20 protein-coding genes are annotated in these 26,321 nt (G+C 25.6%); 11 read left to right on the top strand and 9 right to left on the bottom strand.

Translation table 11 applies throughout. The features are described 5' to 3' along the window. Positions 1-22: 22 nt before the first annotated feature. The 5 genes from ACBT_RS00765 to ACBT_RS00785 form a co-directional block, all read right to left on the bottom strand. Entirely contained in the window at positions 23-3,859 is a 3,837-nt protein-coding gene (locus ACBT_RS00765; RefSeq protein WP_176325325.1) for a caspase family protein, read from the bottom strand. Then, positions 3,856-5,139, bottom strand: a complete 1,284-nt coding sequence (locus tag ACBT_RS00770) for a S1 family peptidase (RefSeq protein WP_176325326.1) — start codon at positions 5,137-5,139, stop codon at positions 3,856-3,858. The genes ACBT_RS00765 and ACBT_RS00770 overlap by 4 nt, the downstream gene beginning before the upstream one ends. After that, on the bottom strand, positions 5,129-5,932 hold the full coding sequence (locus tag ACBT_RS00775; protein WP_176325327.1) for a DUF4145 domain-containing protein: 804 nt from the start codon (positions 5,930-5,932) through the stop codon (positions 5,129-5,131). The genes ACBT_RS00770 and ACBT_RS00775 overlap by 11 nt, the downstream gene beginning before the upstream one ends. A gap of 85 nt (positions 5,933-6,017) precedes the next feature. Next, positions 6,018-6,707, bottom strand: coding sequence for an FtsZ/tubulin family protein (locus ACBT_RS00780; protein ID WP_176325328.1), 690 nt, complete (start codon positions 6,705-6,707; stop codon positions 6,018-6,020). Between the two features lie 62 nt (positions 6,708-6,769). Continuing rightward, on the bottom strand, positions 6,770-7,084 hold the full coding sequence (locus ACBT_RS00785; protein WP_176325329.1) for a hypothetical protein: 315 nt from the start codon (positions 7,082-7,084) through the stop codon (positions 6,770-6,772). 162 nt (positions 7,085-7,246) lie between these two features. On the opposite strand from ACBT_RS00785, the gene ACBT_RS00790 reads away from it, so the two are divergent. From ACBT_RS00790 to ACBT_RS00815, 6 genes are all read left to right on the top strand, one after another. Next, on the top strand, positions 7,247-7,474 hold the full coding sequence (locus ACBT_RS00790; protein WP_176325330.1) for a hypothetical protein: 228 nt from the start codon (positions 7,247-7,249) through the stop codon (positions 7,472-7,474). A gap of 72 nt (positions 7,475-7,546) precedes the next feature. Beyond that, on the top strand, positions 7,547-7,777 hold the full coding sequence (locus ACBT_RS00795; RefSeq protein WP_176325331.1) for a hypothetical protein: 231 nt from the start codon (positions 7,547-7,549) through the stop codon (positions 7,775-7,777). A gap of 12 nt (positions 7,778-7,789) precedes the next feature. Continuing rightward, positions 7,790-8,068 (top strand): hypothetical protein, encoded by a 279-nt coding sequence (locus ACBT_RS00800; protein ID WP_176325332.1) that lies wholly within the window; start codon positions 7,790-7,792, stop codon positions 8,066-8,068. Between the two features lie 13 nt (positions 8,069-8,081). Continuing rightward, positions 8,082-8,357 (top strand): hypothetical protein, encoded by a 276-nt coding sequence (locus ACBT_RS00805; protein ID WP_176325333.1) that lies wholly within the window; start codon positions 8,082-8,084, stop codon positions 8,355-8,357. 3 nt (positions 8,358-8,360) lie between these two features. Continuing rightward, positions 8,361-8,741: a hypothetical protein gene (locus tag ACBT_RS00810; RefSeq protein WP_176325334.1), complete on the top strand. Its 381-nt coding sequence runs from the start codon at positions 8,361-8,363 to the stop codon at positions 8,739-8,741. Next, on the top strand, positions 8,728-9,450 hold the full coding sequence (locus ACBT_RS00815; RefSeq protein ID WP_176325335.1) for an endonuclease: 723 nt from the start codon (positions 8,728-8,730) through the stop codon (positions 9,448-9,450). Before ACBT_RS00810 ends, ACBT_RS00815 begins: the two co-directional genes overlap by 14 nt. A gap of 167 nt (positions 9,451-9,617) precedes the next feature. On the opposite strand, the gene ACBT_RS00820 is transcribed toward ACBT_RS00815, so the two are convergent. Genes ACBT_RS00820 through ACBT_RS00835 form a run of 4 tightly spaced genes read right to left on the bottom strand, consistent with a single transcriptional unit; the run spans position 9,618 to position 13,819 of the window. Further along, entirely contained in the window at positions 9,618-10,604 is a 987-nt protein-coding gene (locus ACBT_RS00820) for a BTB/POZ domain-containing protein (RefSeq protein WP_176325336.1), read from the bottom strand. Continuing rightward, positions 10,594-11,811, bottom strand: coding sequence for an AAA family ATPase (locus ACBT_RS00825; RefSeq protein ID WP_176325337.1), 1,218 nt, complete (start codon positions 11,809-11,811; stop codon positions 10,594-10,596). The genes ACBT_RS00820 and ACBT_RS00825 overlap by 11 nt, the downstream gene beginning before the upstream one ends. 11 nt (positions 11,812-11,822) lie before the next feature. Next, entirely contained in the window at positions 11,823-12,710 is an 888-nt protein-coding gene (locus tag ACBT_RS00830; protein ID WP_176325338.1) for a ParB/RepB/Spo0J family partition protein, read from the bottom strand. A gap of 41 nt (positions 12,711-12,751) precedes the next feature. Next, positions 12,752-13,819 carry a ParA family protein gene (locus ACBT_RS00835; protein ID WP_176325339.1) on the bottom strand — a complete coding sequence of 356 codons (1,068 nt, stop codon included), beginning with the start codon at positions 13,817-13,819 and terminating at the stop codon, positions 12,752-12,754. A 1,862-nt stretch (positions 13,820-15,681) separates the two neighbouring features. Between ACBT_RS00835 and ACBT_RS00840 the strand changes: the two genes are divergently transcribed. The 5 genes from ACBT_RS00840 (at position 15,682) to ACBT_RS00860 (ending at position 26,211) form a co-directional block, all read left to right on the top strand. Continuing rightward, entirely contained in the window at positions 15,682-16,014 is a 333-nt protein-coding gene (locus tag ACBT_RS00840) for a hypothetical protein (RefSeq protein ID WP_176325340.1), read from the top strand. Positions 16,015-16,097: 83 nt separating this feature from the next. After that, a complete protein-coding gene (locus ACBT_RS00845; protein ID WP_176325341.1) occupies positions 16,098-17,024 on the top strand; it encodes a helix-turn-helix transcriptional regulator in 927 nt (308 codons plus the stop codon). Positions 17,025-17,103: 79 nt separating this feature from the next. Further along, positions 17,104-17,754, top strand: coding sequence for a hypothetical protein (locus ACBT_RS00850; RefSeq protein WP_176325342.1), 651 nt, complete (start codon positions 17,104-17,106; stop codon positions 17,752-17,754). Beyond that, positions 17,751-21,332 carry a hypothetical protein gene (locus ACBT_RS00855; protein ID WP_176325343.1) on the top strand — a complete coding sequence of 1,194 codons (3,582 nt, stop codon included), beginning with the start codon at positions 17,751-17,753 and terminating at the stop codon, positions 21,330-21,332. Before ACBT_RS00850 ends, ACBT_RS00855 begins: the two co-directional genes overlap by 4 nt. After that, entirely contained in the window at positions 21,325-26,211 is a 4,887-nt protein-coding gene (locus tag ACBT_RS00860) for a DEAD/DEAH box helicase (RefSeq protein WP_176325344.1), read from the top strand. Before ACBT_RS00855 ends, ACBT_RS00860 begins: the two co-directional genes overlap by 8 nt. Positions 26,212-26,321: the final 110 nt, after the last annotated feature.

Genomic DNA, 26,321 nt, shown 5'->3' on the forward strand with positions numbered 1-26,321 from the left:
CTTTTTAATTATAAACTTCTTTTTATTTATCATCAGACAAAATAAAATTTTGATTCAATTTTACTTGAGGTCTTTGCTCAAAATGAAATTTTTCTTGAGTAATTTTAGGAACTAATTCTGTAACATGTTCAGATAATACATTTACTTTAAGTGTTTGATTTTTATCAAAAGCATCTAGTACACTATATGTAAATACTCCATGATTGTTATAACCCTCAAGTGCAACTTGTTCTGAACTACTTGCAACTATATAATTTATACTATTGTTATCATGAGATAATCTATTTGTAGTTGCATTATCACTAATATTTTCAATTACTGCTCCACTATAACAAGTATCTAACATAACTAATGACTTATTTGTATAATTTGCTATTTTTGCAAGATTTTGTTTAATATTATCTATTGAAATTTTTTCATCAATTTTATAAGGTATAAATTGATATTTTCCATCTTGAATTGTTCCATGACCTGCTATATAAAGTACAAAAGTGTCATTTATTTTTAACTTTTTAGATATTTCATCAAAGATTTTATCGATATTATCTTTTGTTACTTCATTATCTTGTAGTTTATATGTAAAAATATTTTCAAAGGTATTTTTACTATTTTTTACAAACTTTTCTTTTACTGATTCTACATCATTAACAGTATATTTTAAATTATAATTTTTATCTTCATACTCAGCAACTGCAAGTGATAAAAAATAAAGATTTGATTTTTCAAGTACAATATTGTTGTTTTCAGTTTCTAATTTTTTAATATCATCAATAGACATATTTTTTGATTTTTCTATTATTTTATAATCAGCAGTTACTTCAAGTTTATCACTAACATTTGCAATATTCATATCTTTATCATAGGCTTTAAATTCAATTGTACTTTTACCAGGATATAAAGTATGAACACTTTTATAAATCTTACATTTATCATTTTGATTATCTATTTGCTCAATTGAAAAACCTCTACTTTGAGGTGGATTTATTGATTGTCCATTGATTATAAGTTTTGCATCTGCAATTCCATTACCTGCATCACAAACTTGATAAGTAAGTTCAATATCTTTTGCATTTATCATTTTATTTATTAAAATTTTTAATTCAGGAGGCATAATATTTAATATTACAGATTTTACATCCATTGGAATTTCTACTTTTTCACCTGCAAGTATTTTTTTAATTAAATCAGGTCTATAAAATTTTTCAAATAATCTATCATTTTCAATTATCTTAGCTTCTTTATATAAGCCTTGATTTTGATGATATTTTAATAAATCTTTTCCATTCCCACCATAAGTAAATAGACCTTCTGGTGTATATATAATCCAATCATTTTCATTTTGAATGTATAAAGATAATTGAGGATATATTATTTCTTTTTTATGCATAAAAAGTTGAAAAAAGTTTTTAATCTGATCTTGAGTAGGAGTAAATGATAAATTATAAGTATTTCTTAAATTTTCAAGATCTTCTTCTCCAAAATTTAGGAAATTTTCTATTATAGTATCTTTATCATCACCAAATTGCTTACTAAAGCCTTCTAATACTTCTTTATCAAATTCATTTTTAACATATTTTAACTTACTTAAAATATCTAAATTAAAAATATGAATAATATTATCTAATCCTGTATATACTAATTTATTATTCTTAATATCTATATCTTTTGGAAAAGCAGAAAAACCTTGTAAATTTGCGATTATTTCACCCTTATCATTCAATATTGGCATAAATGTAATATCTGAAGTTATTAATAAAATATATTTATCTTTTATTGGATATGAATTTAATAATTTAGTATCTCCCACTAAAAAATACTCTTTTTTATTTTTTGTTTTCATATTTACAAATTCTATAACTTTTCCATCGTATTTTTGATTTATACTTAATGAAGAAGTACTTTTATCATCTGATGTTATTGATTTATCTTGTTCATTGAATATTAAATTTTTAAAATCAAACTCTTTAAATTTATTGTTTATTTTTAACTCAAGATTATCTTTAGAATTTATCTTTGCATTTTCAATATTTATATTATTTTTATTCTCGAAAATCTTTTCAGCATGAGTTCCGTTAAATGACCTAAAATTTGTTTGAAAATTAAAATCCTCAATTAATATATTTCTACTTAAATTTATAGAAAATTTATATAGTTTTTTATCTGTACTTACTACATTTACAACATAATCATCTTTTTCTTTAATAATATTAGCCGCTAATAAAATAATAGGATCCCCTAAATTATAATGCTGAATCTCATTATTTTCAGTATTAATTATATTTATTAAATTATTATTGTTAATCGCAACTATAAATTTACCATCATCAGAAATTGATAAGTATATATTTTTAAATGCTATAATATTTTTTAATGTTTTAATTATTTTTCCACTTTGTATGTCTATACCATGAATTAAATCATTTTTACTCATATCATTTGTACTATTTAGAGTACTAAAATACAGTATGTTTTTATTTTCATCAAAAACAATTTGTAGTGGATTACCCTCTAACCCTGAAGAAATCCAAGGTCTAAATTCTTTTAAAAGTGATAAATTATTTTTATCATACATTTTTATTGATTTATCATTAACACTGAAAAAGAAATATTTTTTAGTTTCTAAAGCAGCAATTACTTGTTCTTTTTTTGTAAAATTATTTATTATAGGGAAAACTTTTTCATCTTTTATATCTAATTTTTCAAATAATTTTAATCTATATTTTAATTCTTCTTCTTTTTCGTTGATATGTTTTAAATCTTCTTTTTTATCAAACTCATAAGAAATATCTGAAGATTTTTTTCTAATTTCTATAGCTTTATTTAAATCTTTTGATAAATAATCTCCTTTTTCATACATATAAGATAAAGTACGATAACAACTACCAAGATTATTAGCTTTTGGATTATTTTCTACTATTTGATTGGCTATCTTAAAAGCTTTCTCATAGTCTGGTTTTTCAGTTCGTAAGTTCATTAGATTTAAATAATATGAGCTTAAGTTACATCCCATCTCAAAATTCTTATTTTCATAATATGCCTTTTCTAAAAATAATTTTAAATTTTTAAAATCTTTTTTTTCCTGATAATACATATAAAGAGGTTGATAAGCTAATTCTAATTTTAATTCAACTCCTTTTTTCAACCAATCTAAATATTCCTCATCAGAAAGAATATTTCTTATACCTTCTGAATAAATAATACTTAATATTCCATCTTTATCTCCAAACTCTACTGATTTAACATAAAATTCATAAGCTTTTTCATAATCACCTATATTTTCATAAGCTGAAGCCATTCTATAATAAATATTACTAGTCATTTTATAACCAGATTTCATATAAATATCATAGTATATAATTGCTTCTTTATAATTTTTAATTTCAGTTGATGATAAAAAAAATGCTAATTCAAGAGTTGCATTTAAATCACCTAAGTCATGTGCATTATTTAGCCATCTTTTTGCTTCTTCGAAATTTTCTCTCCTAATATAATATGTTGATAAATTCAACATACCTTTTGTATTTTCTAAATCTACAGATTTTTTAAAGTAATCAAAAGCTTTCATCTCATCATTTCCATTCGCATATATAAGCCCCAAAAGATTAAGTCCAGAAGAATTATTTTTATCAGCTGATTTTTTTGCATATTCAAAAGCTTTTTTTAAATCTTTTTCTACACCCATTCCATAAAAATTAGCTTTTCCAATATAATATTGAGCTTCTGCATCATCTGGAAATTTCTGAAATATATCAATAGCTTCTTTGTATTGTTGTTTATTATCAAATAAATCTTTTGCAAATTCGATAGTATTACCCAATAAATGGATTGTTAATAAAATTAATATAAATATTTTTTTCATCTAAAACTTGTCACCCTTTCATAAGAGCCATCTTCATCTGTATCATAAGCTATAATATCCCAAATACCATCATTATCTATATCTTTCATCATAGCATCTGGAATACCATTTTTATTTCTATCAATTTTTGCAAGTTTTATATTTTTATATAAACCTTGCTCTATAATTTTATTTTTATATTCATCAGCATTTTTCTTTTTCACTATTACGCTATCTTTTGAATCAATGAAATTTTTTATATCAATTACAGATATTCCAAAATTTAGATTTTCTCCTTTTTTATTTGAAAAAGCTCCAATTCCAATCAATTCTAATTTATCATTTACAATTGGACTTCCAGAATTACCTTTATTTGCATTCATAGAGTATTGTAGTATGTAATCAGCTTTATATTCATCCCAACTATAATCATTTAAAATATTTGTTAACATCCCATATTCAAATGCAAAATAATATCCAAGAGGATGTCCCATATTATAAATATTCATTCCTTTTTTTAATGAATCGATATCTGCTAGTTTTAAAGAAATATAGTCATTTTTACTAATCAAATCTTTAGGCATTTCTAATAATGCTAAATCTTTTGTCATATCTACTTTTACAACTTTAACTTTATAATAATTATTATTCGATGGCTTATTTCCTAGTTTTGGTTTAAATGCGATATAAACATTTTCTTTATCTGGTTCTACAACATGATAATTCGTTAAGATATTTTTGCCATCATTTATAACCACACCTGCACCAATGGAATTATCCGATTTATTGTTAATAACTACCGTTGATGATTCAAGTTTAGGAATGATAATATTTGCTTCTTTTTCACCCCTATCATTTGAAATAATTTTTGATTTATCTACATAAACTCTTTCATCTTTTTTTATATTTTCTTCATTATTTATTAAAGTTTCATGTTTTGGATTAGTATTTAATATAAATTCTTTTTGATATGATTTAGACTTAATTAGAAAAGTTAATGTGCCAATCTCATCATCTAAAATAATATATTTGTTAGATTGTGGATAATCTTGAGCAATATCTTTTTTTAATTCAATTTTTTCTAAAAGCTCCAATTTATTTTTATTAGTTTTATAAAAAATTTCTAAAACTTCGTCTTTATTAGATTTCATACTAAACTTTAATTTGTCATCTTTAAATACTATATCGTTATTTTCTAATCTATAAATTGAATCATTTTTATTTAATTCTAAATTTACTTCAACTTTTGCAAATAAACTTGAACACAATATAAAAAATAAAATGAATTGTTTACTTATCATTATTTAATCCTACCAAAAGATTTTGAGTTTTAAATATTTCTAATAGTGCAACTAAAGTACTTAATACTAATAAGGCATCTTTTGAAGTAAATATGATTGGTTGTTTTATACTTGGATGAGCTACCCTATTTCCAAAAGCTTTTATAGTGTGTGCATAGCTTTTTGTTTGGTGAGTTAAAATCTCTTTTTTGAATAATAAATAAATCATTTTATTTAAAGATTCTTCTTCGATTTCATTTACTTTGCAAATATTTAAAAGTATTTTTTCTAAAACAACTCTAGCATTAAATAATACATAATTTGTATCTGTATCAATTCTTTTATCTAAATTTTCTAATTTTATTTCAGGATTAATTATATTTTCATATTTTTTGAGTTCAACTTCAATATCTTCAAATATATTTATTTTTGATTGAATTCTTTCTTTTTCTATTTTCAATTTTTCATCTAACATCTCTTTTGAGATTCTACTTTTCTCTCTATATGTAAAAAGCATAGATAATCCAATTGAATATATAAGTAAAAATATCATCAAAATATTTGTGTCTTTTGAAAATAAATTTGAGATAATGTTATTCTTTTCAGGTTCTAACTTTGCATTTATATCTGGGAATTCATAAGTATCTAGTTTTTTTTCACCATTTTGATAACTATATTTTTCAAAGGTATTTGTATTTTCTTTTTTTTCTACATATATTTCTTTTGTATTATTAAAAAGAAATGAAAATATTAATATTGAAATAATAATAACAGTCCAATAAACGAATGGATTTGAGAAGTTGATTTTAAACATACATACCCTAAAAATAATTAAATATAAAGTTATCTATTGTATCGATATTCTTCTTATTTTCAATTTTTTGTTAAAGTAATATTTACTAAATCATCAAATTTATCTTGTTATTAAGCAAGTTAAATGACTCTTTCATACTCAAATGCTCAAAACTTTTTAACTCATCATTTTCTATTTCTATAATTGATACATTTTTTAGTTGCTTTAAAAAATCTATTGTTTCATTTGCTCTATTACTTTTTTTAGAACCTTCCCAAGAAAATGGTTTTACTAAAATACATTTAACTATGATATTTTTATTTGATAAATATTCTGCTATTGCTTTTGTAGAACCACTACCAACTCCACCACCTAGAGTTGCTATTAAAGTTATTGATAAATTTTCATTTATAAAATTATCAATTTGATTTAATACATCCTCTGTAATTAAAGAAAATCCACATTTTTCATTAGAACCACAACCTAGATTATCAGGTTTTTTAAGATATATTTTATTTTTTACTTTTTTTTGTTCTAAGGCTCTTTTATCGCTATTTATAATTAAGCTTTCATATTGATTTGCCAGATATTCAACTATATTAGAACCTCCACCACCAATACCTATGATTTTTTTCTTTTCACTGTATTGTTCTTGCTTTTTCTTAATGAAATAATTTTTGATTTTAAAATAATAGATATTTTTAAAATCTTGATAAACAGATTTTAGACCTTTATATAATAGATACAAAAATATAACAACTGTAAAAGTAATTATAATAATTGATAGATTATCCACATTTATTCCAATAATTAAAATATAAATAAGTACAGTAAAATACTGTACTTAAATATTATGTTTTATCTTCCTATATATTCACCATTTGGAGCTAAACTAGAAGAACTACCACTTTGATAACTTCCATCTGGTGCCATATGATATGAACTTCCACCCACATAGCTTCCATCAGGTGTCATAGTTGAAGTGCTACCACTATTATACGAACCATCAGGAGCCATATTATAAGTGCTACCACCAACATAATTTCCGTCTGGTGTCATTGAATATGTACTTCCACCAACATAATTACCATCGGGGGTCATAGTATAATCACTTGCATTTGCACCTAAACATAATCCTATTGAGATTAAACTCATACTTACTATTTTTTTCATTTTATTTACTCCTTTTAAAATGTGAAATTATTTTATCAATCCATTTAGTCATATTTTGTCTTTACTTATTTATTCCTTGTATTTTTAATCCTATTTATTTAGACAATATATGTCTATATATCTCTTTATAATTCTCCTATCAAAACAATCAAGGAGAATAAAATGATTATCACATTACACGCTGCAAAAAGGTTTTTAGAAAGAGTTATTGGAAAAACTGAATTTACAAATAAAGATTTAGAATTAGCAAATGCATATCTAACAAAAGTTTTAAAAAATGTAGTTCCAACAAGTGTTGCAAAAAGTTTTGCATTACCAGGGTTTGAGAATCAATTTTATGTGGTTCATAAACATAATGCGATTATTACAATTATTCCAAAAAGAGATTAAATTAAATAGACAAAATGTGTACATTTTTAATAATAGTATTTCAATATAAAATATAAACAAAAAGGAAACAAAATGCTAGATTCAATCCAAACTGAATTAAACCAAGGTGTAAGAAATATGGCTAAAAGCTCTTTAATTAAAAAGCTAAATGAACAAGGAATTAATAAAAATGACTTAGAGAATGAGAAATTTGAAGAGTTACTTTTATTAGAAATTGAGATTATAAAAAATGATGGTAAAAAAGTTGCTGCTGGAATTGCAGTTGGTATTGGAATCAGTCTTTTGACTGGTGGATTAATATAAAAGAATTTTGCTATGAACACAAAAGAGTTAGAACTAATTTTAAAGGGAAAATCTAAGAAATCAACTGCTGGTCAAGTTTGGACAATTACAAAATGTTTATCAATTTTTACATGGTGTGTTGGCAAATTTATTATAAAAAATACACCAACTGTTTTAGGTGTTGCTTGGCAAGTAAAAAAAGAAATTTCAAATGAAATAGCACAAAGTATCCATGAATACAAACAAGAACAAAGACAATTGGCTTTAGAAGAAAAAATTAAAGCTCTAACATTACCTAATAAAAAATCTTAAATAGGAAAAAATTATGAGACCAGAAGATATTTTAAATAATGCTATTGAATCTATTAAAAGTGGGATTGATAAAGTTGATGATACTTATGAATCACATATAAGAGAAAAAGCTATTAAAGAAGTAAATGAAAAAATAGAAGAAAAAGGTTTAAGTGTTGAACAAATTCAAAATGATGATTATGAATCAATGATTAGTGATTTATCAAAGGATATAAAAGCAGATTATGCAAAAAAAACTGCACAAGGTTTATTGGCTTTTATTGGTTTAGATATGCTTTTAGGGATATAAAATATGATGAATTTTTTATTTAAAACTGGAACTTATCTTTTTATTTGGAAAAAGTTTAAAACTCAAATTATTTCACTATTAGCTTCTATTGTTTTAATATGGTTAATATTTGGAATATATGATGATTTAATAAAAATATTTGAATTAGAAGATACAAGCACTTTACTTTATTTATTATTAGGGAAATGGTTAATTGTGAGTTTTATTATTTTATATAATATTTTGTTAATCAAATCTATTAAAACTGCATCGAAAGATAAGATTATAGAAAAAGAAGAAATTATCTTACCTAAAAAATCACAAGAGATTTTAAATAAAAAAGATATATTAACAACAACTGATTTAATATTAAAAAAGTATAGAAGTAATAATGACAACTCATAATTTAAAAATATTTAGTTTATTGCTTATGATATATTTTATTTCATTATCAAATCTAAATGCAAATTCATATTCAAAAACTAAAAAAATCCTATTAAAAAAAGTATATTTTGATAACCAATTTACTTTTTATTGTGGAAATCCTTATGAAATAAAGCAGATAAAAGGTAAACAGAGAACAGTTATTATTGAAGATAAAAAATATTATTCCCCAAAAAATAGCTCTTTTTTTAACTTTTTTGCAAATAGTAATAATGAAAGATCAAAAGTTGTTGAATGGGAACATGTAGTGCCAATTCAAGTTCTTGCACAAAATTTACCTTGTTGGAAAGATGGTGGAAGAAAAGCTTGTAATAAAGATAACACTTTTAGAGCTATGGAATCTGATATGTACAATCTTGTTCCTGCTATAGGAGAAATTAACAACGATAGAAGCAATTATAAATTTGGTGATAAATTACCAAAAAAACAGCAATATGGAAAATGTGAATTTGAAGTTGATTCTAAAAATAAAATAGCTTATCCAAAAAAAGAGATTAGAGGAGATATTGCTAGAATCTATTTTTATATGTCAAATAAATATAATTTTAAAATCTCAAAACAAGAAAAAATAATGTTTGAGAAATGGAATCAAGAAGACCCTATTTCACAATGGGAGAAAACAAAAATTAAGAGAATTGAAGAGTTTATCTCATTTGATTCAGAGATTTGAATATCATCTATTTATTTTCAAATTTTATATTTAGACTAAGGTTGATTAAAAATTATTTACAAATATAACAATTCAATTTTATAGTATTTATTTAATAAAATATTTTTCCAATAAAAACGAAAAACAATCAAGGGTTTTTCCAGTCCCTGATATGAAAATCTATTTTTTTATTCTACTAATCCTTCAAGTGGTGGAATAAACCTAATATCTGTTGTTCCACAATATTCAAATACCTGAGAACCTGGATAGTATTTGATATGAAATTTTGCGAGTTCTTTTTCATACTCTTTTAAATATTGTTTAGCAGATGTTACTTGCCTTGGTGTTTCACATGGATAATTTATAGTTTCAAGAAGCTGCATTAACTTTATTCTTTGAATATTATCAGCACTAGCATCATGAGTAATAAAAAACTCAATTATTGACCTAATAAATGCACTACCCTTGCCTCTTATACTGATCAAATCATCAAATCGTTTATTATAATTTATTGACATTGTTTTATTAAAATATTCTGAATATAATGAAGATAAAATAATAACATATGATTGTTCTTTTGAACTATATTTCATCTCTTGAATAATATTGTAGCTAGAGCTTACTCCTGAACCATTATTATCGCTTCTTACAATTACAACGTCTTTTATATATTCTATTGCTTCTTGAATGTTTTTTTGAGTTTTACCACTCCATTCCAATCCCAACTTTTGGGCAATTTCATATATACTAAAATAAATAGCTATATTTCCTTTATAAAGAACTGATCTTGCAATATTATTAATCATTATACAATCTAATATCATTTTATGATACTGTGTAAGTAGCCTATTTCTAATTTCTACAGTTCCAAAAGCTGTTTCTCTTCTTAAAATATTTTTATTTGCAACAAACTCTTTAGCTAGAGCACTATTATGAGATATTTTATCAACAGGCATAAATGGACTAACTCTTAAATCCATAAGAGTCGCTGTTGATTCATTTATCTTTTGTTTTGTATCAAAGAGGCTGTATTGAATTTGACTCTCATCAGGTAAAAAACCTACTTTTTCTTTAGGTACCATCTTCTTAATAAATTTTGGTTTTATTTCATCATTTTTTTGTACAGCCATGATTTTCCCTTGTTGTATATTTGTAAAACTTTTATCATAATTCATCTACTTCTGTTGCTTCAATATCCCCAAGCAGTGGTACTGAATATTTTTTAGGCACTCTTTTTTCAGTTTCTTTGTAAGGAATAACTTCAACTTTTACATCAAAAAGCTTAATAATATAATCTTTTTTGTCATTAGAAAAATGATTTGTCTTATCTATAACTACTTTTCTACTTCTTGAATCATTTTCAACTTTTTCAATCACATAATGCATTCTACAAGCATCAATAAAAGCACTTGCTCCTCTTGCAGTAGTTTTACTTGTTCCACTTGCCTTTGAATGATGGTGTATTAAAATAATTGTTTTATTCTCGTCTACACACCATTTATTTAATAAACTCATAAAAAATCTTGCATCTGCATTTGAATTTTCATCAGCACCAAAGAAAGCTATAAGTGGATCTATCACAATTAATGAAAAATCTTTTAATTGCTGTTTCATTTCTTCAAATTTTGTATTAATATTCAAATTTTTATCAACAAAATGAAATACTTGCGTCTCTTTTCCTAAAACAGAAATTCTTTGATTAATAGTTAAATTATGATGGACTTTACAAAGACTTAGTGCTCTTTTTTTTGATACCCCTATTTCATCTTCACTTAGCCATAAAAATGCCCTATTCTCTTTATATTTTGAAATGTAGTTCAAAGCTAAATATAATGAAAGATAACTTTTTCCACTTCCACCAGCAGCACTTATGATATTTATCTCATTTTCTTGAATTGGCAAAACATCTTCTAATAGAAAGTTTGGTGTTTTTTCTTTTACATTTGAAAAATCTACAAGATTAAATAGTTCTTGTCTTTTAAAATCTCTACTTCTTATTATTAAATCTTGTAGTTCATTTATTTTATCAATACTATTTGAATCTGAACTAGCTATCTTTCTTAATTGATCCTGCAAAAATATTTTATAATTATTTTCTTGTAATTCATTGTAAATAGATTTTATTTGAGTTAGTGGATTAGTTGTTATGATATTTATTAATGTTTGTTCATAGCTATTCCCTAGCTTTGCAACTATTGCTTCTTCATTAATTGGGAAATTATTTTTATTTAACTCTTGCATAACATCAAATATATTTTTATATTGTTGATTTGAAAATATATTTTCTTTTACATCTTTGATAGTATTATTATCAAATAAAATTGTAGAGAGAATCCCTCTCTCCATACTATCTATAAAAGTTAAATCTAATTTATTAAACATATGCCCTACTTCTAGTTACTATTACTTAATATGATTTTTTTAATATACTCTTCTATATTTTTAGAATCATCTAATTTAAAAACACTCATATCAATCTCTATTTTTAGCTTATTTTTTTTACTTTCTATATCAACACCTGTAATAAGTGGTAATTCAAATGGATAAGTTTTTATTTTTTGAGTTTTATTTTTTTTACTATTTTCTTTATTTTTATTTTCTGTGAACTCTTGAAGTTTATCTTTTATCTCTTTGTGTGTTAAATCATTTTCGATTAATCTTAAAATCAATTCATAATGTTCTAGAGTAGGGCACTTTAAAATATTGTTTAATATAGCTGTATTTTTTAGTTTATTCTCTTGAATTAACAATTGGCATTCTTCGGAAAAATTACTCAGATTAATTATATCTGCAATTGTTGTTTTTGATTTTCCACTTAGTGCAGCTATATCTCTATAACTTTTATTGTACTCTTCATTTAATTTTTTAAAAGCATTCGCTTCCTCAATCAGTGTTAAATCTTCTCTTTGTAAATTTTCTATTAAAGATAATTCTCTTAATTTTTCATCTGTTATATTGTATAAAAGATTTGCATCTATATATTCTAATCCTGCTATTTGGTGAGCTCTTAATCTTCTCTCTCCTGCTATTAAAATCAGTTCATCATTTATTTGTGCAACTGTAATAGCTTGAATTAGGCCATTTTGTTTTATTGATTCTGCTAAATCATTTAATTTTTGCTCATCAAAATATTTTCTAGGTTGAAAAGGGTTTAATTTTATTTCAGAAACTTTCAATCTACTCTCTTTTACATTTGCTTGTGCAATGTTTTTATTTGATTGTGCAGCTGCTGCTAATTTAATTTGTTCCAACTTAGATAAAGGTTTGTTTTGGTTACTCATAAATTCCTCTTTTTACTGTCCGGAGAACGGACAAAATATTTTTATTGTTCTTTTAATGCTTCTTTTTCTAATATTTTTGTAACTATTTCATTTGTTAAAAGCATATAAGCTTTAGTTGAATCATGTTTAAAATCTGTAAAAATCATTGCGCCTAAACCTAATTGCGATTCTCCAACTTTTTCATAGTGAGATATTTGAGTATCAAATATTTTTGCAGTATTGTTTGTTATTTGCATAAGATTTAAATTATCTTGCTCTATTATTGCTTTATGAAGTGATGAAGTTCCAATATCTCCAACAATACCACCTAATACAAATAAATCTTTATTTTTTCTCATTCGATAGCTTCTACTTATTGCTTTAATTGGAGCAAAAACATCAGGTACTCCAATTGAAGAGTAGGGCTCTGGTTTTAATGAAATAATGAAATAGTCACTTGCCATTAAACAAGTTCTTAATATTGTATCTGTTCTTGGAGGAGTATCAATTATTATAAAATCATAATCATTTTTGATAAATGATAATATATATTCTAAACTATCTTCTGTATTTGCTAAATCATCTAAGTATCTAATTTTGTCAATCATTTTTGGATCGTTTGGTAAAATATCTAACTTTCCTGTAATTTCTGGTCTTTGTACATTTACAATTGATTCTCTAATATTTTTTTCAAATTCAACATCTGATAAATCTTCTTTTATGTTCAACATCAGTTGTATAGTATTATTTTCAACTAAATCATATTGATTTTGAAAAATTCCAAACCCTTTTGTAGCATTTCCTTGTGGATCAGCATCAATCAAAAGAACTTTGTATCCATAAAATGCCAAAGTTGCACTAATATTTTGAGTATTAGTAGTTTTTAATACTCCACCTTTATGATTTCCTATTGATATAACAATACAACCAGGAGCAAGCTCTTTTTTTGCTTCAACTAGTTCTAAAGTATCTCTTAAACAACTTGGAATGTAATACTTTTTTGTAGATTGAAAATGTGGTAATTTTCCTTCATCTAAAAGTTGTTTAATTTTTGTTTCAGATATACCAGCGAACTCACTATATTTTTGTTTACTTAGATATTCTACAGAAGATATATTTTCAATTGACATTATCTACCTTTATTTTCTGTCCGTAGAACGGACAATATGTTTTAGTGATTTTAACATATTTTTTTTAAAATGACTCAAAATATATCATATTTTTTGATAATTTTACTATTTTTTTAAGTGATTATCTTTTTTTAAAACTAAAATTACTTAAAACCAAAAATATTAAAAAAATATTTTTAACTAAAAAACAACTTCAAAAATATTAAAAAAAATATAATTCAAGGTAAAAAATTTCTATCTGAAATATATTTTTAATTATTGAACTACCTATTTATAGAGATTTGTTTACACCCAAAGTACATAAGCTGTTTAATGAAGTTCAAACTGAATTATATTTTTTTTATTATAATTCAAGTGCCCATTTTAGGGGAGTTTTATACTCCTTTCTAGTTATAAAGTGCCTATTTGCCAACATTTGTTTACACCCAAAGTACATAAGCTATTCAACAAAATCAAAATTGAATAATATTAAAAAAAATATAATTCAAGATACGAATTTTAGGACAAATCAGAATTTTTTTATTTGTGAAGTACCTATTTCTCAACATTCGTTTACACCCAAAGTACATAAGCTGTTTAATGAAGTTCAAACTGAATTATATTTTTTTTATTATAATTCAAGTGCCCATTTTAGGGGAGTTTTATACTCCTTTCTAGTTATAAAGTGCCTATTTGCCAACATTTGTTTACACCCAAAGTACATAAGCTATTCAACAAAATCAAAATTGAATAATATTAAAAAAAATATAATTCAAGATACGAATTTTAGGACAAATCAGAATTTTTTTATTTGTGAAGTACCTATTTCTCAACATTCGTTTACACCCAAAGTACATAAGCTGTTTAATGAAGTTCAAACTGAATTATATTTTTTTTATTATAATTCAAGTGCCCATTTTAGGGGAGTTTTATACTCCTTTCTAGTTATAAAGTGCCTATTTGCCAACATTTGTTTACACCCATAGTACATCAAGTTACACCCATAGTACATCAAATACACCCATAGTACATTATTTTAGAGCAAGAAAATTTTTTCTTAAACAAATTTTTACACCCATAGTACATCAAAAAAAATAAGGATTTTTTATCTTACTTGAAGAAAAATGCCTATTTTAGGGCTAGTACACTAAAAAATACACCCATAGTACATCAAATACACCCATAGTACACCTATGTTCCACCCAAAGTACACTAAAAACAACAAATTTTACACCCATAGTACATCAAAATACACCCATAGTACACTAGCTCTTAAAGACTATTAAAGACTTATTAAAGAAGTCTTTTTAATAACTTTTTTCAGAAGTTATTAAAAATGTATAAAACAAAAGGAATTAGCACCTAAAATGAGAAAAGTAGGGCAAAAATACATTTTTAAAAATATAGAACCTCTATTTTATCGATATTCTCAATAATTAAATAAATTTTTTTTTATATAATATATATAAATTTCTCAATTTATGTGTTAATGTTTATTTTAAATAATAGAGTTTATACAGCCAAAAATTTCAAAAGAAAAAATATTAAATGTTGAAGAACAAAATATCTTTCCGACCGATTACGACCGATTGTGGCTGATTACGACCGATTGCAAATAGAAGATAAAAAGATTTTAATATATCTTCTTGACAATGAAAAGATTACAAAAAAACACTAAATCTTACGGGATATAGCGAAACAAAAAACAAAAGAGACACTTAATAGCCTTATAGAAAAAAATTTAATAGTGAGAGTAGGGCAGAGTAGAAGCACATATTATAAACTTTCAAAGAGATATAAGTTTATACAGATATATAAATCACCAACTTAAGTAAATCACTCGTGCTACAATTTATTTATAAACTTATCACAAGGATTAAAAAATGGAAAATAAAAACAATGATCTTAATGAAGAGGATTATCAAGTAATTCTTTCTAAAACTGGAAAAATAAAAAGTGAAGTAAGATTTTTTAGTGTTAATGAAAATATGTGGCAAATATTAGCTGATGATTATACTAATGAAACATCTGTTGCAAAAGGTTTATTGGTTAAAGTTGAGTTTAATTCTACAGTGAATGCTAATAGTTTTAAAGATTCAATGATTTTAGTCGATGCTTTAACTGAAGATTGTGATCTGATTTTTGAATCATCTATAAATGAAGATATTCCAAATGAGACAATCAAGTGTACAATGTTATTTTCAGGTATAGAGTAAATTTGTATAAAAATATAATTTTATTTTGTGATGAAAAATAAAAATCTTACATAAATCTTACAACTATTAGCTAATATAATTATATGAACTTAAACAATAGAGTAGAAAGAATAAAAGCTATATTAGATTTGTTAAATCAAGGATATAATCTTTCAACACCTAGTCTTGTTGAAAGATTTAATATTTCTAAAAAAATCATTCAAACTGATTTTAAAGATTTTATTCTTCCTTTACTACCTAATGAAACAATCTATTATGATTACTCTTCAAAAACATATAAAGCTAAAAACAATTTTTTATCTAAAACTCTTTTTAACTCAAAAGAGTTAGCAATTATTGCTGTATTAAAAAATAAATCTACTGATAAATATAGTGATCATGATTTAAAAGCTAATGTTGATAAACTATTTTTTAAATTTGAAAAAGAACTATCTAATCAACTTTACTCTAAATCTTCTGTTGAAAAAATAGATAAGTTTCAAAATGAATTAATACAATTAGAAAATGCTATCGAGAATAAAAACATTGTTAAATGTTTTTATAATAATAAATATAGAGAAATATACCCTCTTAAAATCTTAAATCTTGAAGGATATTGGTATTTAATAGTTTTTGAACCTCAAGATAAAAAGATAAAAACATTTCACCTTAACACTATCAAAAAGATTGAAGTATTAAATGCAAACTACAAGTTTGATAAAGAGATAGTAAAAACATTTGACAATGCTATTACAGCTTACTATAAACCTGAGAATGAACCAATAACTGTAGAACTATTTATAGATGCAACCGTGTCACGGTATTTTTTACGAAAACCTCTTAATCCTACTCAAAGAGTTATCAAAAAATATGATCATGGTTCACTTGAACTTGAAATCATCATAACAGACTTGATGGAGATAATTCCTACGATACAAAGATACATACCTTTTGTTGGAATAATCACTCCTGATGAGCTAAAAATTGAGGTTAAAAACAACATTGATTTGTATCTCAAAAGGTTTGAGTGATAAAGTTTGGTAATTTATTTATTATACAATTTCAATTAAGAATATGGAATATTTGAGATATGATTTAGGAGTGTAGAATATGTCTATTGTTGAATACTATCAACAGCAGTTTTCAAAGGATTTAATTAACTTAATGAATTCTCATGAATTCGCAAAAGAGAGGATTTCGATTGTTAGTTTAGTTGATGATATGTCTGCACCGGACCATTATGGTGTAGTAAGAGATGAATTCAATAGAATTCAGAAAAAGCAATTTTTTCTTTTTAGCTTCTTTTTTTCTGTTTTAATAGATCAAGCCATTCATAGTGCTGCAAGACATTTACATCAAGATTTCCAAAATATTGCTCAATATCCTAAGTTGGTTGGTATTTTATCTAGCTACTGGTCGAATCTTCATCCTTCATTATTGCTAATCGCTTCAATAAAACATACTGAGAATTTAGAAACTACAGAAAATTACTTTGAAGATTTAGCGAAATTTATTTTAAATGATTACCAAAAATTCTTTTATTGTCAATTTCCAAAATATACCAAATTATTGTATTCAAATGAGGAAATAAAGTTTAATTTAAACAATATTTTTAATGAAATTAGTAGAGCAATGATATGGACTGATGTTCCAAAGTCTATATGGGCTTATCAATTAAATACAAATGAATTACATTCATATAAAACTATGATAGATATGTTAAATACTGAGTTAAAAAAAGTTGCAGAGGGGTTAGTATGAGTAATTTATCTAAGTATTTATCATTTGATGAAGCAAGAAATTATGTTAGAAATCAAAATTTAGAAAACACTAGAGCTTGGAAAAAATGGTCAAATGGTACATTAGAAGGAAAGGAAAGACGCCCTGATTTTATACCTTCTAATCCTGATATAGTTTATAGAAATGATGGATGGATAAGTTGGAGTGATTGGATAAGTGAAAATATTGAAATAGAATATTTACCATTTGAAGAGGCAAGAGACTTTGTAAGAAGTTTAAATTTAGTAAATGCTGAACAATGGCAAAGATATTATCAAGGGAAAATAGATGGGTTAGTAAAACCTGATAATATTCCTTGGAATCCACAAAAAATTTATGCTGAACAGTGGAACGGAATAAAAGATTGGATAGGTACAGATTGGAAAAACTTTGAGGAAGCTAGAGAATTTGTTAGAAATTTAGGTTTAAATGGACAAGTTGAATGGCGATTATATTGTAAAAATGAACTAAATGGCTATGAATCTAAACCTCTTGATATTCCAACAGATCCCAAAAGAGTTTATGAAGATAACGGTTGGATTGATATGTCTGATTGGCTAGGCACTGAGAGAAAGAGAAGAACAACTCATGGTGAAGTTGACGATACATGGTTGTCATATGAAGATGCAAAGGAGTATGTTCACTCTTTAAAATTATCATCATATGATGAATGGAAAGCATATATAGATAATAGAATCGAAAATTTGCCATTAAGACCTATGGATTTACCAAAATCACCACAATATGTATATAAAAATGATGGATGGACAAATTGGAGTGATTGGTTAGGAAATACAATTGATGAAGTGGCAGAACAAAAACACATAATTCATGAAAAACATTCAAATAAAGAAGTTCATGAGCATACAACAGTTGTTAGTTTTACTTTAGATCAACTAATAAAAGAGTATCAACGCAATGCAACAATAACTAAAATATTGCTATTTCTTAACAATGAAAGTAGCTTTAAATCGATAATAGAGTTAGATTTAACTGTAAATGATATAAATGAAATTGAGGAGTTATTTTTCCATTTTAGAGGAGAACCAGGTAAGCTAACTCACACAAAAAAAGCATTTGTTGGATTAGTGTTTTTAACTTACGTAATTTATAAGCTTGAATCAAAACTTAGTTATTCATCACTTTGGAAAGCTATTACAAGTGACTTGGAACATTATTCTTCAGTTACAAGACATTTTTTAGATTCATATTTTACAAGTCAAAATTATCCAAATTTCTTTTTAAAAGAGTCAATAGAGTATGCATGTAATCTATTTCATCTTAGAAATAATTTTGATGCAAAAGATGAGCAGCAATATGTAAGAAATACTATATTGTTACAAATAGGGCTTTTAAATAAGAGCTTCGATCATTTAAAACTTTGGCTATCAAATTACAACCTACCGGTTATTGTTTCAGAATTGTTAGATGTAGATTCTCAAAATTACTCAAAAGAGTTTAATGATGGATGGAGAGTTTTAAGAAGATTTAGAGATAACATTTTATCAAATGACCAAGCAAAAAATATTTTAACTCAAAACATTTGGTTTAAACATCTCAATTTAGATGAATTACTAAAAGCAGCTAAACAAAGAGCTAAAAAGCAATTAATGATTACTCAAGATGAAGATTTACCTGTGTTTTATCTTGAAAAAATTAATTATTCAGACGATGGACTAAGTTTTACAATTAATGCACAAGACCTTTATTCACTAAATTTGAGCGGATTTAGATATGAAATTTATATAGACGATGAATATAAAGGTGTTTTGATTGCTAATAATTCCAAAGAGCTTATATTAGAATCGCCAATTACTATTTTTAATCTCGCTACAAATCAGATAGATTTAGAACTAAGAAATGAAGATGATGATGTAGTATTTGCTACAGAAATAGTGCTATTTGATTTTAGTGAACAGATGGTATTGTTTGATGAAGATGGAAATATCTATCAAAATATATTCAAAAAATTAAATGCTCATAAAAAATATCATATCTTGATGGATTCTGATTTAGATTGCGATTTTAATGATGATTTTCAAAGGGAGTATTTTGACGGATATGCTACACTAGTTCCATTTATTGGATACAAAGATAACTGTAAAATTACATACAATGAAGAAATATTATTTGAGTTAAATTTTACAGAAAATGTTGAAAAACCTGAATTCATAGATCAATTAGTTTTATATACAACGGCTAATCCTTCATTTATATTAAATAATGAATATACTTTTGAATTAAAAATTATGCAAATTGATTCTAAAACAGAAGAAGTTGATTTAAAGACATTGCCTTCAGAAGCTAAAATTATAAAATGGTCATATTTGGGTGGTTATTCAGATAGTGATGATATTGAAAATAACAGCTCAATAAAAAGTAAATTGTATCCTGAAATGATTACTTCTCCAAAGCATACACTACTTATTAAATATAAAAATAGGGTATTTAAAAAGGTAGTTTATTGTAACTTCTTTGAAAAACAAAATCAATATAGATTATTTCAAATGGGAAGTGATGCAACTGTTAAACTAGTTGATAGAACAGGCTATTTAACAAAGTCCGATTTAAAAAGATATAGATACTATCTTAGTGATTTTAGCAGAACTGAGCAATTCTACATTAAAAATAAATCTAGTTTTTATCAAACAATTAGACCAAATAAAATTATAAATTTTGCGAAATTTGATGGATTTGGAGAAACTATTTTTATTGCAGAGCATTTATTTAATTCCCCATTGATAAGTGTTTTTGATTATAGAAATAGTGATGAATATATTTCAATAAATCAAGAAAAAAAGAATGAAATTTTTATCCATAGAGAGTTACCACAACAATGTAAATTAATACTTTTAGACCAAAATCTAAAAGAACATGAATTTCCACATCAACAGTTACTAGAGAGTGCAAACAATCATGAGATATGTTTTGACAATGAATTGGTTTCAGTCCTTGTTATTCAGGGTAATAGTGTAGTTGATAGTTCATATGATAATAGTTTTTTAGATAGTTTTAATGACTATACAAATACAGAAGTTATTAAAAATTTATTAGTCTCAAACTATCCATTTTTATCTAAGCAATCACATACAAATTTTTTAAGAAAATTTATAATGCATAACATAGAAGAGTTTTTCTCCATTTTTTATAATGATCGAATCATCATAAATGAAAATTTATTGAGATTAGATTTCTCAAAGATTAATCTTTTGATAGAACATGTACTATTTAGTTTAAAAATAGATGCAGAAGTTAGTGAAAGAATTTTACAAAGAATAATTCTTAACAAGCAAGAAAGACTGATGCTTGATACTCCTATCATTTTATTTAAACTTTTATTATCGTGTGGTTCAAATAAACTCAAATATTACTTTTATAATCTTGTTAATGATGCAGAACTTGAGGATGAGAGAGATGAAAGTTTTATAGAATTGATAATTAACAATCTATTTGACACTACAACATTAAGTGGTCCACAAAAACATAATTTAAAAGTTGCTATGCACTACATCAATGGTCCATATTATTTAAAAAAAGCATTGGAGAAATTAAATGGCTAAATATTTAGATGCAATTGAACTATCGAATAATTTGAAAAATAGACTTGAAGAGATAGTTTTAAGCAGCATTAATGTAAGAGACGAAGAACTCCAAAATGAGTTAAGTGAAATAATCAAATCTAATGATGGCTTAATATCTGAAATACTTGTAGAAGGAGCATTTTCAGCAAAAAAACATGATGATATTTTAAGAAACATTCCATTTTTGAATAAAAAGTTTTTAGATTTGCTTGACTTAAATAAAGTATTTAATCCAAATTTTTATCCGTTTAAGCATCAATTTGAAACTCTTAAAATTGTTAATGAGATGGATAGTAATAATAAACCTGCAATTGTTGTTACTGCACCAACTGGTTCAGGTAAAACAGAATCATTTTTACTTCCAATGCTTAACGATTTAGTTTCTAATCCAAGAAAATCCGATGAAAAAGGTGTTAGAGCTATTATTCTATATCCGATGAATGCACTAGTTGCAGATCAAAATAAAAGGTTATTTTCATACCTAAAAGGACAATCAAATGTAAGTATGTTCTTTTATAACAGTGAAACTCCTGAATCAAAAAAATATGCGACTGATGAGTTTGACGATAAATGCTTCATAAAAACAAGAAAAGAAGCAAGAGAAAATCCTCCTGATATTATGATTACTAACTATTCTATGCTTGAGTATATATTAGCAAGACCAAATGATTTTCCTCTAATTGGTAATGCACTGAGAACTATAGTAGTAGATGAAGCCCACTTATATACGGGTACTTTAGCTGCTGAAGTGTCTTTGCTTTTAAGAAGAGTAACTACTAAGGCAAAAGTTGATAATTCAAAGATATTATATATCGCAACAACTGCAACAATTTCAGATGATAAGCAAGAACAACAGGATTTTTTTAGTAAATTTTTTAATAAAGATAATATTCTAAGAGTATCTGGAGAAAAAGAGTTTAAAGAGATAGACGCAAATATCAATGTTGATAATGAAATAGAGCAGTTTATAGATATATCTTCTATGATGACAGAGCCTAATTTAGATTTATACAATGAATTTAAAGGGTATAGGGTATTTCCTAAAATATTAAAAATATTATCTGAAAAATACACAATTCAATTTAGTGAGTTATTAAAGTTAGTCTCTTCAAGTATTGACCCAAAAACTTTATTAAATATTTTTACAATTGGAGCAAAAGCTCGTTTGAATGACAATGAGCTGCCATTACTTCCACATAAATTGCATTTACAAGTAAGGAGTTCTCAAGGTTTTTCAGTTTGCTCAAATCCAAATTGTCCTGATTCTAAAATTAAGGGTCTAGGTAAAATTCATCATGGAACTTTTTATAACTGTACAACATGTCAAAGTCCTACTTTAAATCTTGTGAGATGTTCAGAGTGTAGTGAGCATTTTTATCATGGTAAATTTAATTACAAAGATACTTTATATTTAGAGAGGTTCTTTAAAGATGATACTAAAAGTGAAAATAGCCATATATTGAGTTTTAAAGAGTCAAGTGAAGAAATCTACATCAGTAAAGATGGTAAAAAATGTTCAGAACATGATTACAACAATAAATTTTATAAACATTCTGTATGTCCTGTGTGTTCAAATGAAGAATTTTATGGGCTAAGCGTAAGCGATCAGTTTTTAATTCCATTGGTATCAGAAACAATGCTTGTTAATATGCCCGAAATAGATAAAGAGGTAAATGTTTTCTTACCTGCTCGTGGAAGAAGACTTTTAACATTTTCAGATAGTAGAAGTGAAGCAGCTAGACTTGGGCCACTTTTAACGATGCAACATGAAACACAACTATTTAGAAGGTTAATAGTAGAAACAATACAAAATAATATTTTTAAAAATCAAGATAATGATCTAAGAGAATATTATCAAAATGAGATCAAAGAAAATGAACTAAAGCTATCAAATATAGATAACCCAATAGTAAAGCAAAAGCTTGTAGAAAAAATTAATGAAGCAAAAGTAGAATTATCAAAAATGAGTTCAGGGTTTTCAATTGCTGATTTAGTTGATAATCTTAAAAAACATCTTCTAATTGGAGAGTTTTTTGATAGAGAAAGGATGAAAGAGCAATTAGCTGAAGAGCGAGAGCAGTTGTCATTTGATAAAAATCAAGAAGCGATTAAAAAAAATATCTATAACAGAATTGTAGAGGCATTGATTACCCCAAATATAAAAGATATAAACCTTGAAAGTTTGGGGCTAATAAAACTTACTTATCCAGGAATCGAGTCTATTGTTTTGTCTGATAAGTTTAACAATATTTTTAATGAAGAAAAAGAGATTATTGACCGTTTTAAACTTAATATACTTAAACAGTTCCTATATATATTTAGAGATTATAAAAGTATTACTTCTGAATATCAGTCTAATGAATTAAAAGACTATGAGGCTTCAAAAATAGGCTTAGGTCAATACATTGCTTTTGATGCGAAAAATAAAAATATATTTAATTTTAAAGTAACAAGTCGAAGTTCTATTTATAAGTTTATTGCTTCAGTGTTTAGAATTTTTAAAATCGAAGATAACGAAGAGAATATATACACTTTTTTAGAAGCAGTATTTGAAACATTTTTAGATGCTGCAAAGAGAGATGATATTAGGTGGTTAGAACACAATAGAGTTCAGACTGATGATGGAAGAATTGTTGATGCTTTTAGAATAGTATTCTATGAATTATCTATTGAAATACCTCAAACTTTATATATGAACAGTGTCAATAAAACAATTTGGCAAGAAGCTATAAATGGTGTTGTTCCTGAAAAACATAGTATTGTTGAATTAAAAGAAGTTACACAAAGTGATTTGGATGCAGATCCATATTTCTCAAGATATAGAAAAATGTATCTCAATACTTCTAAAGAACTTAGTATGGGATTATGGGCAGAAGAACACTCAGCTCAACTTGCACAAAAAGAAAATAGGAGGTTGCAAGATTTGTTTATACAAGGTAAGAGAAATGTATTATCTGCAACAACAACACTTGAAGTGGGGATTGATATTGGTGGATTAAGTGGTGTATTAATGGCTAATGTCCCTCCAAACAAAGCAAATTATATTCAAAGGTCAGGACGAGCAGGAAGAAGAACTGATGGCTCATCTATAATTCTTACTTACACTAAAACAAGGCATTTTGATCAAAATGTATTTAGAGATTTTAAATTTTATTTAGATAAGCCTCACAAAAAATTAACAATATCTCTTGAGAAAGAAAAAATAGCAACTAGACATTTTAATTCATTAATGTTATTCAAATTTTATGAAAATCATGCAAGTAGTAAAGATGCATTAATTTTTGATTCATTCAAAAAAATGGGATATTTTGTAGGTATATATGAAATACCAAAACATACAGATAATCCTTATGCAAAGTTAGATTTTGAAATGGATGAGAATTCTATTTATAATAAATTTATTGAGTTTTTGACTAATTTTGAGATTATTGAGGATGATAAAAAAGCATTTGATGAGATCTTTAAACATACGAGCAAGGTTCTTGATTATCAGCAATTAATCAAAGTTTTTACTGATCAAGTTCAGGCTATGAGTACAATATATATCAATAGTTTAAAAGAACTTTATTCGGATTGGAATTTTGCTACAAATACAAGTCATAAAAATGCAGTTAGATACAACATTAAACAAAAACATGGAGAAAGTCTAATCGAGATTTTCTCAAATGCACAAGTTTTACCAAAATATGGATTTCCTATAGATATAAAAACCTTGCAAGTAATTAATGCACCTAAAATGTTTGAGTTATCAAGAGGTAGTTTTTTGGCATTGTCTGAATATGCTCCAGGATCAAAGATTTTAGCAGGTGGTATGTTGATTGAATCTAAAGGAATTTCAAAACACTTTACGGGTGAAAATTTAGATGAAGCATTTGGTGAAAAAGGGTTTACTTATCTTTGTGATAAAGGACATTTTTTTACATCACCGTATATCAAAGTTCACGAGTGTAGTATGAGTGGTTGCAAAGGTGTTGTTAAACCTGCTTCAAATTATTTAATGCCTGAACATGGATATATCACAGCTGCATCTGATAAATTGTCTTATAGAGCAGGTAGTCCAGAAAAAGTTGGAAGATTGGAGATTCATAGTGCAATTCATACAAGTTCAGAAAATGATATTAATTTCACATATGATGATTTTTCTATCATTTATAAAGAGAAAGCACTTATTTATGGGATTAATAGAGGAAATAAAGGCTTAGGATTTGCAATTTGTACAAAGTGCGGTTATACAGAATCAGAAATAGAAAAAGTCAATACAGGCAGTTATGATAAATTGCCAATATCATTTAAAAAGCATTCATCAATTTATAGTGAATCATCTGCAAATATATGTTTGGAAACTTCCCCTACTATATGGAGAAATCATAATTTGATGGCTAAAATGATTACAGATGCCATTATGATTATTCCAAAAAGAGATATCAAAGATATTACTATAGCTCAAACACTAGCAAATGCAATGCAGTTAAGTGGTGCAGAAGAGTTAGGTATTGATGAGAGGGAGATTAATGCTCTCATTCAAGAAGTAGATGGGAAATTGAGTATATTAATTTATGACAATCAATCAGGCGGTGTTGGATATGTTTATGACTTGGCAAAAAATCGATGGAATGACTGGTTAGAAAAAACGAGACAAAGGCTTTTTATAGATGAAAAACACAATGAAGAGTGTTTAAATGGTTGTATCAAATGTGTAGTTACTATGAATACAAGTGAACCATTACCAAGAAGAGAAACTTTAGATTATCTTGAAGGTAAAGTAATGGCTAAAGATACAGATACAAAGAAAGAGAAGAAAAAAATTGTAAAAAAAGAAGTGAGTGATACCGATAGGTTTAAAAAGTTCAAAAAATAGTTTTATTTAATAGATAGAAATTAAGTTTGAATAGTACTTTAGATATAATTACAAATTCAAATAAATATTAACAGAACGCATATTTGTTTATTTAAAATAATGAGGAAAAT

The sequence above is a fragment of the Aliarcobacter cibarius genome, from assembly GCF_013372265.1.
In the GTDB taxonomy this organism is placed as follows: Bacteria; Campylobacterota; Campylobacteria; order Campylobacterales; family Arcobacteraceae; genus Aliarcobacter; species Aliarcobacter cibarius.